Genomic DNA, 11440 nt, shown 5'->3' on the forward strand with positions numbered 1-11440 from the left:
TTTTTCGTGGTGTTTGGCTCGTCACCCTCATCGATTGGTCCAAAAAGCAAAGAAAAACAGACCGGCACTAGGGTCAGTCTGTCGATTTGTTCCTATTCATGACGTCGGTGCAAGCCTCCGCTTAGCCAGCCGAGACCGGCAAGTAGAGCCAGACCAACGGCTTGCCACGGTGTCGTCGTGCCGTTGGTTTGTGGCAGAGTTGGTGCCGGATTAGTATTGACCTTGGCGCCGACTTGGCCGGTGCGAACCGAACGGCCGTGTTCAGGTTGGATTGGCTGCGTGTCTGCCGTTACCAGTGACCGACGCACGGTTGGCTGAACGGTCGACCAGGTCCACTCGTCCTGAGCAGCCTGCCGTACGGTGGCGACTGGCGTTGGATTGCGGTGCCGCTTGAACTGATCCACGATTTGATTAGCCATGCGCTCCCCAGTATACGGGTCATGTGACCAGTTGACACTTGGCACGGGAACTACCGCTGGCGCTTCATCCCCGGTCTGGGTATCCGTTGACGGTTGCGTCGGTGTCGGTACGGTCGGGATTTCCTCGGGGAGCGGCTCCGTCTCTTTACCGGGTAATGGCTCCGTCTCTTTAGACGGCTGGTCATCCGGTTCACTTGCCAGGGGTGGCAGCATGATCGTCAGCTGATCAATCCCAAATTGGCCAGTGAATTCACCGTTAGAAGTGAAAACGACTGTCAGTTTCGCTGATTGATCGGTTGGCAGACCAGCTGGCAAGGTCAGCGTGTCGCTGGCCTCATCGTAGGCTAGCAGCTGGCCTTGGTACAAGAAGGTCAACTTCCGCAGCGCGTCGCCGTTAATGGCCAGCCACCCTGTTAGTGTTGTCCGCACCCCGGACACGGTGGTTGCCGTTCGCTGCTTGACCGCAATTTGCAAACTCTCTTGATGACTGAAGGCATTCTGGTCATTCGTCCAGGGTTTATTTTCGGCATCCAAGCTCTGCAAGTTATTGTAAGCAAAGGCTTCTTGTCTCAGGATAATGTGGTCGTTCATAATTTTAATGAAATTCAATTGGTTATGGGCAAATGCCGACTCGCCCACCTGTGTAATCGTTTCTGGTAGCGTTACATACACTAGCTGATTATTTTCGAACGCTGTATGTTCAATCAACTTTAGCCCACTACCAATTTTCAAATAGGTCAGCTGGTTATTCCGAAAGGCCCCTTCGCCCATATTGGTGAGGCTATCTGGCAATACCACATCACCAGATAGCTGATTATTCTCAAACGCCGCTGTCCCGATTGTCTCCAGCTGATCATTCAAAATCACGCGTCCGAGTTGATTGTTCATGAAGGCCCTATCACCCAAGTCGGTCAGTGCCACTGGCATTATCACGTCACCAGTCAGATGATTATTCTCAAACGCCGATGTCCCAATCTTTTCCAGCCGATCATTCAACGTAACATGACTCAGCTGATTATTCACGAAAGCTCTATCGCCCAGGTCGGTTAGTGCCACTGGCATTATCACGTCACCAGTCAGTTGATTATTTGCGAACGCCGATGTCCCAATTGTCTCCAGCCGATCATTCAACGTGACGTGACCCAGCTGATTATTCTCAAACGCCCTTTCTCCCAGACTGATCAGCGCCACTGGCATTATCACGTCACCAGTCAGATGATTATTCTCAAACGCCGCTGTGCCAATCTTTTCCAACCAGTCATTCAAAATCACGTGTCCGAGTTGATTGTCAGAAAAAGCCGCATCACCTAAGTTCGCCAGCATTTGTGGCAACGTTAAGTCCCCCGCTAATTGGTTATGACTGAAGGCGCCCGTCTCAATGTTGGTCACACTATCTGGCAATACCAGCGTCGTCAATTGATTGCTGGCAAAGGCTTGGATGCCAACCCGGTTGAGCTTGGCTTGGTCAGCAAAGACTAAACCAGTCAAATGCGCACCAACGAACGCTAAATCCCCAATATCTTGAACACTAGCAGGAATGGTCAGCTGACCGGCTAACGGATTGCCCTGAAAGGCTTGCTTACCAATGGTCTCAACCCGTTGGCCTAAGGTGAGCGCGGTTAACTGATTGCCATCAAAAGCGCGCTCCCCAATACCGGTGACTTCATCCGGAATCACCAGTGGCCCTTGGAGCTGATTATCAGCAAAAGCCGCTGTCCCAATCGTTTCCACTTGTCGGCCCAAGGTCACCCCCGTCAGCTGATTACCACTAAAAGCCTGATCACCGATACTGGTTAAGTTATCCGGAATCGTCAGCGCGCCTTGAATCGCGTTATTCGCAAAGGCTGCCGTCCCGACCGACACCAATTTATCATCCAAATGCAACTGCCCAATCTGGCAATTGGCAAAGGCCTCGTCACCAATCAGTTCAACCGTCTCCGGTAACGTCAATTTTGACAGCGGATTGTTGCTAAACGCTGCTCGCCAAATCTGAACGACGCCGGTTAGATCGATATCCGCCAGCTGATTATTTTTAAACGCCTCATCGTGAATGTACACCCAGTTACCAGAAAAGGTCACGGCCGTTAACATGTTGTCAGCGAAGGCATCTGCTTCGATCAAGTGCACATTCTTGCCGATCGTAATCTTGGTTAATTTGGGCAACCCCGCTGCTTGTAACGCCGTCCCGCTAAAGGCATTTTGGCCGACTGTCGAGATATCCTTACCTTGATAAGCATCCGGAATCACAATTTCCGTGGCATAGCCATCCGCTGGAGCGGACCCGTCTGGCTGACGCTGCGTTGCGCCGGTATACCCGGTCACGGTCAGCGTGCCGTCAGCGTTCGCGGCATAGGAAAAATCATCTGCTGAAACCGTCGGCCGTTTAGGTGTCTTGGCATCTGCCGGTTGCTGTGGTGCAGCGACGTCGGCTGCTGGCGCGGTTTTCTCAGGCGTCGCTGCGGCTGCCGGGGCCGCTTCAGTGTCATCCCCATTGGCCTGATCTGCGTCGTCGGTATCATCCGCATCTACTGGGGCGTCAGGTGTCTCGGCTGGGTCACCCGCGGAATTCTGATCATCGGCTGCCCCCTCTTCAGGTGAGCCCGCCTGGTTATCAGTCGCCTGCGACCCTTCAGCTGCACTAGTGTTCTCCCCGTCGTTGACTTGCTCGGATACCGCGGGGGTGGCCGCCCAAGCGGTCGGTTCACTCACTGCCAATCCGGTACTCAACGCAGCGACAGTCAATCCCGCGTAAAACCATTTACGTTGGACGCGTTTTTGGCCATCTCTTTGTCTCCCATCGTTGCTACGCATGACTCAACTCGTCCCTTCACTGTTAATGATCAATTTACTATAATTTTCATGTTATCATACCCTAACTAAAATACTAGTCTTAGAAAAATACAAAGGGAGAGAACTATCACCGCTATAATTAAATTCCATTGGCCTGCATTACACATTCACTTATCGCTAGATTGGTTGTCGTTTAGCAGTTATGTTGGGCACAACCAAGTTTCTATTACTTTCTTAGGTAACAGTTAAGTCTATATGTGGTACAAAAAAGTTTTTTCTTATCTTGTGATAAAACATCGTTCACCGGGTAGCCGACCACCAAAAAACGAGTCTCACTCCGCAGAAATTTACGGTGCAAAACTCGTTAACGTTATCGATTATTGACTTCTGTGTTGCTTACTTACCAGTCCTAACCAACTTAGCCCCGCTAACAGTGCCAGGCCGAGCCATTGCCAAACCGATTGCTGTTCATTGGTCTGTGGCAGACGTTGGGCCGCTGGTTGTGTCTCCTTCGTTACTGAAGTTACCTGCGACCGCGGTAAGCTGTCTGTCTGTTTTTCGGTGAAACTACCAACTGGCGTGGCAGCCTGCCCCCACCGGGTTGCCGGCGTCAATCGGGTGTGGGGCACCCTTGTTGGCACGAGCAGCTGCGACGGCGTTGTCGGCCGCGGTGTCACAGCTCGGTGTGAGTCGATTCGATTGGCAGCCCCGCTTGGTAGCAGCGGCAACGACTTATGTGTCCCGTTAGTCGTTGGCGTCAGTGTGCTGGAACTAGGGATATCTGAAATATCATCGTCAGAAGCGTTGGTCGTTGGCGTTTCTGGCTCTGAATCAGCTGGCGTAGTAGGTGTGGTGAACGTATCAGTCTCATTACCAGTCGGCTCGGTGGGGTCATCCGTACTTGGATCTGTGGTCGGATCCGTGCTTGGGTCCGTACTTGGATCTGTACCTGGGTCCGTGCTTGGATCTGTACTTGGGTCTGTACTTGGGTCTGTACTTGGGTCTGTACTTGGATCCGTAGTTGGATCACTGCCGCCACCCCCGGGTCCAGGTCCTAGATTGGGCTCATAGTCAACCTTTTCCAGTGCGGTAATGGTCCCGTCTGCATTGACCAATGCCGGAATCGTGTCTTTGTCCTTGGTATAGCCCCCTACTTCAGGGACCACTACCGTCTGGACAGTGCCAACTTGGCCTTCGCTCAGAACTTTATCGGCCTTCATGCCAATCAGCATGTCCAGCATGCCCTCGTCTCGCAGATTACTAGGAATCGCCACGTTAGCTTTCACGTACCGTTTCAATGCGAACGTTAAATTTTTCACGCTGTAGCGACCGGTATCCGTGCCACCCGTCACCAGACTGACCGTGACCATTGCGTCGGTGACATTAGGCGGTAGCGTCAGTGTATCCGTGACCCCGTCATAAGTGACAGTCGCTTTCTGAGAATCCGTCAACTTGAATTGCAGGCCATCGACGTCCAAATAACTCAGGCCCAATTTGGCTGCAATGGCCTGTTTCACATCATGAATGGTCATCACGCCAGCCCCAGTGACGTTAACGATCCAAGCCGTCGCGGCGACATTGTCCAAATCCTGTTGCCCGGCAAAGGCGTAATCGCCAATCGTGTTAATCGGACCAGCAGCGTTGATGGTCCTCAAATTGTTATCTGCAAAGGAATAGTCCGCCAAACTGTTGACGTTGTTCTGTAGCTCAAGGCCAGTCAGCTGATTATTTTCAAACGCATAGGCTCCCACGTCAGTCAGTGGATTGCTCAGCGTTAGCGTACCGCTCAGTTGATTGTTCTGGAAGGCGTGATCGTTGATCGTAATCACGCCGGCCCCACCAGTCAGCTGCTGCAAGCCGTTGTTGGCAAAAGCGTAAGCGCCAATGCTGGTCAAGCTGTCCGCTAGTTTCAGTGTCCCGCTCAGTTGATTGTTCTGGAAGGCGTGATCGTTGATCGTAACCATGTCGGCCCCGCCAGTCAACTGCTGCAAGTCGTTATCCGCAAAGGCGTAGGCGCCAATGCTGGTCAAGCTGTCCGCTAGATTCAGTGTCCCAGTTAAGGCATTGTGGTAAAATGCCCGTGCTTCAATGGTTTCGATGTTCTTGCCGCCAGTCAACCCGGTCAGCTGATTGTTGGTAAAGGCGTCCGTCCCAACGTTGACAATGTTGTCTGGCAGGTCAAGCGTCCCGGTCAGCTGATTATCGGCAAACGTCCGGATACCAACACGCGTAATTTTATCGTTCAAGGTGACGTGGGTCAGCCGGTTGGTCGCAAACGCGCCATCCCCCAGCTCGGTCAGATTAACCGGTAAGGTCAGTGAATTTTCTAACTTATTTTCAGCAAACGCCGCCGTCCCAATCGACGTTAAGGCATCATTCAAGACCAAGCCAGTCAATTGGTTGTTGGTAAAGGCCTGATCCCCTACGCTGGTGATGCTGGCCGGCAGGGTTAACGTGCCTGTCAGCCGGTTATTGGCAAAGACGCCCGTATTGAGGACCGTGAGTTGCGCCAGCCCATGAACGGCCGTCAATTGGTTGGTGTTAAAGGCGTCGACGCCGAGCGCGGTCAATTTTGCCGGCAAGGTCAACTCCCCTTGAATCTGATTGTTCGCAAAGGCCGCTGTCCCAATCGTTTCAACGTTCGGACCCATCGTCAGCTGCTGAATCGCGTTGTCTTCAAAGGCGTTGTCTGCGATTCCTGTGACGCCGTCTGGAATCACGAGACTAGTGATGGCATTATGGGCAAAGGCCCCCGTGTTGATGGCCACCACGTGATTCAGGTCGACACTGGTCAACGCGTTATTACTGAAGGCGTTATCGCCGACTGACCAGATACCATCCGTCATTTTAACTGTTTTTAATTTATTATTGGCAAAGGCATCCGCTTCGATCCACTGCAGATTTCCCCCTAGCGTGACCGCGGTCAGGCCGGCGTTTTTGAAGGCCCCGGCACCAATCACGGCGACTGGCTTGCCCAAATAGTAGTCAGGAATCGTGATGGCCGTTGGCGTAGTGGCCGCTGGCTGCAGACCAGTGACAATGTACCCACTGGCCGCGTCATTCAATTGATAAGTCAAAGAATCGGTCACGGTCGGCGTCACAGGTTCTGCTGGGGTGACTGGGGTGACGGCCGGCGGCGTCGTTGGCGTGGCTGGTGTCACAGGCTCAGTTGTCGCGTCAGGAGTCACGGCCGTATGGTTAATCGTAGCGGTCGATTGCCGCAAAAACTGGTGACGCAAGGCGTAGGTCGGCGTCTTGCGTGTTTGACGTGTCTGTGCTGAACCACCGACTGCCAATTTATCTGGCTGAACGGCCGTGGTCACCGTTGGCTTAGGCGCCTGCTGCGATGAAGCCTGCGCGGTAGTCGGGGAGGTAGCGGTGGACGAGCGCGTTGTGGTTGCTGTCACTGATGGCGCTGTCTGGGTAGTCGTGGCGGTCACCGTTGCCGTGGCGGCATCACTTTCACTGCCACTGGTCGATTGCGTGTCTGCGTAGACCGGTTGGGCCACTAATAGGGCCCCGACCAAGGTCATGCTAGCGTAAAACCACTTGCAGCGTGTTGTATTCACTTGTTGTCTCTGCTTATCCATGATATCAGCCTCCTAGCCCCCCCCAGTCAGCCCCCAGCTCACAACGGGTTACTCTTAATTTTATCCTAACACTTGCCTTATCAATTGTCAGCCTAGATTAATTAAAAATACTAATAACCATTTTATGGGTAATATATAATGACCATCCGCCAAGCTGTCCGCTGACGGCTTTAGGTCCCCGGACATGGCACCTAAATTGGCATTTAGAAAAAAAGTGCATAAAAAAACCGACCACACACCGTGATCGGTCTTTTAGTTGGGCTAGCTGGGTTCGAACCAGCGCATCACGGGATCAAAACCCGTTGCCTTACCACTTGGCTATAGCCCAATAATAAAAATGGTGGGGAGTGGATTCGAACCACCGAACCCGAAGGAGCGGATTTACAGTCCGCCGCGTTTAGCCAGACTTCGCTACCCCACCAAAAACTGAAACGTCGTAACGAATCAACTTCACTATCATACAAAATTCTGCATAAACCGTCAAGACTTTTTTGCAGATTTTTTTATTTTAAGTCCAAAATTTTTAAACGCCGTTGCCATTCCGTGAAATAATCCGGCTGAGACCACTCATTAATTCGGCGATTGTGGTACCCCAGCGCCTGGTTAACGTACAGGGTCTCACCAAAGGTTGCGGGCGCGAACCGTTGATGGCTGTGGCCGAATAAAACAACGGGAACTGAATATTTTTCCATTAGGGCCCCAGTCTGCGGACTCCCCATCAGTGCGTTAGCCATGTTCCAGAAGCGGTCATCGTCCGTGTAGCGGATGTAGTCACGCCGGGGAACAAAATGGGTCATCGCCAGTACACGTTTGTGCGCCGCACGGGCATCGTCTAACTGCGCCGTCAGTTGGTCCAGACTCGTTGCCAGTCGCGCTGGGTCGCTCATGGGCTGGGTGATCGCGCTGTCGACCCAGTACGCGCGTTTCCAGACCGCAAAATCGCGATCCACCAGGTTGTCCGCAAACCGATAGTCGTACCAGCCGTTATTGCCGATTATCCGCCAGTTGGTCCCCGTCACGTCTAAATACCCACGATGAAGGTAAACGGGCGCTAACGGCGATTCTAGGCCCGCATACGTGATGTCATGTAACATGTCATGGTTGCCAGCGATGAACCGGACCTGGGCCGGCGCTACCAATTTCTGTAATTGCGTGACAAACGCCAGCGACTGGTCAAAGTAATTCGTGATGTCACCAGCAATCAGGTAGACCCCCACGCGCTGTTGCGTCAGATAAGCCGCCTGTTGGCGCAGCACCGTGGCCACATCCTGCTGGTTAACGTCTAAATGTAGGTCACTGATCAAAGCAACTCGAACCATGTTGCGCCTCCTTAAAAATCATCCTGTTACCTGACTAAGCTAACCGTACTGGCCGCCTACCGCCCGCCAAATATGGGCTGGAACGCTGTGGGCGGCGGGCCGAGCCAAAGAGCGGTCTCGACACCTCGTCTTTGAGCCGGCAACCCGCGTTTCAAAGACGCCAGTTCCCTAACCAGCAAGAAGCGCTGCTAAGGGAACTCCCACGGCTAAGCCCATATTTGGCAAGCTCTCGGCTACATTGATGATCGTCAGCAACAGTTGGCTGATGACTCACACACAGCTCACCCAATAGCCAGTGTCAGTTTAACACGACGTCACCATTAAGCACCAATGCCGCTGACAACGACCAAGCAGTTATCCCAGGCAAGTCATTTTGTGGCCTAGTAGATATGTCATCCCTGCCGCTTGCTGTAGTAGCTGACACCAATTCTTGCAAAGACAAAAAAAGTACCACTCCGAATAAGAGTAGCACTTTTTCGCCAGAAACAAATTTATTTGATACCGGCCATTAAATTCTTAATTGGTTTAACCAGAGCGAACATGATGACCCCAGCGACGATAGCCACGATGGCCACGCCCATGAAGTAAGCTGCTTCGTTTTCTGGTGTGTATAACTTAACGATCTGCGCGTTAACGGCTTGCCCAGCGGCATCGGCCAAGAACCACATACTCATCATTTGTGATTGGAAGGCCTTTGGCGCTAACTTGGTCGTCACGGATAACCCGATTGGGGAAATCAGCAGTTCGGCAATTTCGACAACGGCCCAGCTACCCACTAACCAAAGTGGACTAACTCGTGTGTCGGTCCCAAACATAACCACAGGAATCACCATGATCAGGTATGAAGCCCCGGCAAACAGCATCCCAGTTGCGAATTTAGCAGGTGAACTTGGTTGCTTCTTGCCCCAACGGTTCCACAATGCGGCGAAGAATGGCGTGTAGATCAAGATGAACAGTGGGTTTAACATCTGGTACCAAGCTGGCAAGATGTGTAAGCCTAAGAAATGGTTATTCGTCTGGTTAGCGGCGAACAGGGCTAAGACGGATGACCCTTGTTCTTCGATTGCCCAGAAGATCATGGCAGCGATGAACAGGCCCAGGTAAGCCCACACGTGTTTGCGTTCAACGGGTGTGACTTTCTTACTGGTCAAGAAGATCACGAAGTAGACCACTGGTGCGGCAATCGCGATGATCGACAGTAACAGCACGAAGTTGTTTAAGTTCAATGAACCCAAGAGGTACATCAAGACAACGATCAACCCAAAGGCAACCAAACCAATCGTCCCACGAACCGTTAACTTCTTCATGTCACCAGGTTCGAGCGGATCAGTTGGGTACAGGCTGTCCTTGCTCAGGTATTTCTTACCACCGATCCAGTATTGAACCAGACCCAAGAACATCCCGATAGCGGCTAAGGAGAACCCTAAGTGGAAGTTGTAGCTCAGACCTAACCAACCAACTAAGATTGGCGCTACCAAGGAACCTAAGTTAATCCCAAAGACGAAGATGGTAAACCCGGCATCACGACGGGTATCCCCAGCATCGTAGAGGCCCCCAACCATTTCAGAAACGTTTGGCTTCAAGAGCCCGGTCCCTAAGACGATCAAGAGAATTGAGATAAACAAGGCCATTGAGCCGGCAGGAACGGACAACGCAATGTGCCCAAACATAATCAAGACCCCACCGATGAAGACGGTCTTCCGACTCCCCCAGACACGGTCACTCATGTAACCCCCTAAGACTGAGGATAAGTAGACCATGGAACCGTAAATGGACATCACGGAAGCCGCAGTTGCTTGGCTAAAGCCTAACCCACCCTTAGTAACAGAGTAGTACATGTAGTAGATCAGGATGGCCCGCATCCCGTAGTAACTGAACCGTTCCCACATTTCGGTGAAGAACAGCGTCGATAACCCGCGCGGTTGACCGAAGAAGGTTCGATCTTGGCTGGTTGTTTCCGGTTTGTTATTCAAAACGATAATACCTCCATTGCAATTCTAAAAATGAATAATTTTATTTTTCGCAGGACCAATCGCAAAAGCCGATGGCCACGGTGTCTCATAGACCTCTAATAAAACATAGTAGTAATTATACTGCACAAACTCCTGTTACGCAACGGTTTTCCTAATAAAAACGTCTTCATTCCCCGCCACACCGCTGAAAAATAATGATGAAACTATTAGCCATCTCATGCAATCTTCTTATTTTTTATTCATTTTACCCGTTAACCCATTATTAGTTTTTTTATGCATAAAATACGGTTTTTTCCAGTCAATTATGCCCCAATTTATGAGACGGCACTAAATTGGGTAAAACTGTTTACTTATCACCTAGTAGCCGCGGCCTGCGCTGGCAGCTGGCTGTGCGCAACGCAACCCAAATAACTGGGGTTAGAACAACGCAAAAAAGGACCCGCACTCAGGCGAGTCCCCATTATATTGCTTGATCTGCTTTAAAATGCACCCACGACACCCAGGTCCAGTTGCCGGCAAGCAAACTTTACCAGTGCTTGTCCGTTCAACCAGCCGTAAATATCATTAGGAATGTCTACGGTTGGGACTTGCGTGTTCATTGCGGCCGTATCAGCTGCGCTAGCTGTTTGTGGGGCTAACAGGACGAGATCCTGTTCCGCTAGCAGTTCTGGCGTTAATTCAGCCATCACCGTTGCCTTAAAATTCAAAGGAACTTGCCGAGTTTCAGCGGTCCGCTTAGCTTCCCCTAAAAATAAGTGACTTGAATTTTCGTTCCCTGATAATAATAAGACGTTTTTCATGATGTCCGCTCCCTTTTTCTTATCTCTATTCGATATGTTAAGAATATCACTTTCAGAAGTAGACCACAATAGTTATTCCAAATAAATCAATATTTAATATATTATCCTAATCAGCTTTAAACGGGCGTTTTTAGTTCTATACCAATTATATTATAGTGACCTATACCAATTTTGATATTGGTCCATTGGTCGTTAACCGCTTTCATACACACGTTATAAAATGAAAGCACAAAAAAAGCCATTGATCAACAGACCAATGACTATCTTGATGCCGGCTGAGGAATTCGAATCCCCGACCCTCGGTTTACGATACCGATGCTCTACCAGCTGAGCTAAGCCGGCATATCAATTGGTTAACCAGGTTAACCCGACTCCGGCAGGCGGGCTCGAACCGTCGACAACCTGATTAACAGTCAGGTGCTCTACCAACTGAGCTATGCCGGAATAATCGCGTGGCAACGTCCTATCCTCACAGGGGGCGATCCCCCAACTACTATCGGCGTGCTAAAGCTTAACTTCCGTGTTCGGCATGGGAACGGGTGTATCCTT

5 protein-coding genes, 4 tRNA genes and 1 rRNA gene are annotated in these 11440 nt (G+C 51.2%); all 10 read right to left on the bottom strand.

Features of this window, described 5'->3' with window-relative positions:
• Positions 1-92: 92 nt before the first annotated feature.
• A complete protein-coding gene (locus NGM66_RS12500; protein ID WP_208910677.1) occupies positions 93-3230 on the bottom strand; it encodes a leucine-rich repeat domain-containing protein in 3138 nt (1045 codons plus the stop codon).
• A 356-nt stretch (positions 3231-3586) separates the two neighbouring features.
• A complete protein-coding gene (locus tag NGM66_RS12505; protein WP_208910679.1) occupies positions 3587-6799 on the bottom strand; it encodes a leucine-rich repeat protein in 3213 nt (1070 codons plus the stop codon).
• 256 nt (positions 6800-7055) lie between these two features.
• Positions 7056-7127: transfer RNA gene (locus tag NGM66_RS12510), tRNA-Gln, on the bottom strand.
• Positions 7128-7137: 10 nt separating this feature from the next.
• Positions 7138-7220: transfer RNA gene (locus NGM66_RS12515), tRNA-Tyr, on the bottom strand.
• 82 nt (positions 7221-7302) lie between these two features.
• Positions 7303-8118 (bottom strand): metallophosphoesterase, encoded by an 816-nt coding sequence (locus NGM66_RS12520; RefSeq protein ID WP_208910680.1) that lies wholly within the window; start codon positions 8116-8118, stop codon positions 7303-7305.
• A gap of 491 nt (positions 8119-8609) precedes the next feature.
• Positions 8610-10091, bottom strand: a complete 1482-nt coding sequence (locus tag NGM66_RS12525; protein ID WP_209279982.1) for a peptide MFS transporter — start codon at positions 10089-10091, stop codon at positions 8610-8612.
• A 479-nt stretch (positions 10092-10570) separates the two neighbouring features.
• Entirely contained in the window at positions 10571-10891 is a 321-nt protein-coding gene (locus tag NGM66_RS12530; protein ID WP_208910682.1) for a PTS sugar transporter subunit IIB, read from the bottom strand.
• A 269-nt stretch (positions 10892-11160) separates the two neighbouring features.
• A tRNA-Thr gene (locus tag NGM66_RS12535) sits at positions 11161-11233 on the bottom strand.
• Positions 11234-11262: 29 nt separating this feature from the next.
• A tRNA-Asn gene (locus tag NGM66_RS12540) sits at positions 11263-11335 on the bottom strand.
• 6 nt (positions 11336-11341) lie between these two features.
• A 5S ribosomal RNA gene (gene rrf / locus NGM66_RS12545) occupies positions 11342-11440 on the bottom strand; the annotation flags it as partial.

The sequence above is a fragment of the Levilactobacillus yiduensis genome, assembly GCF_024718525.1.
GTDB classification, from domain to species: Bacteria; Bacillota; Bacilli; order Lactobacillales; family Lactobacillaceae; genus Levilactobacillus; species Levilactobacillus yiduensis.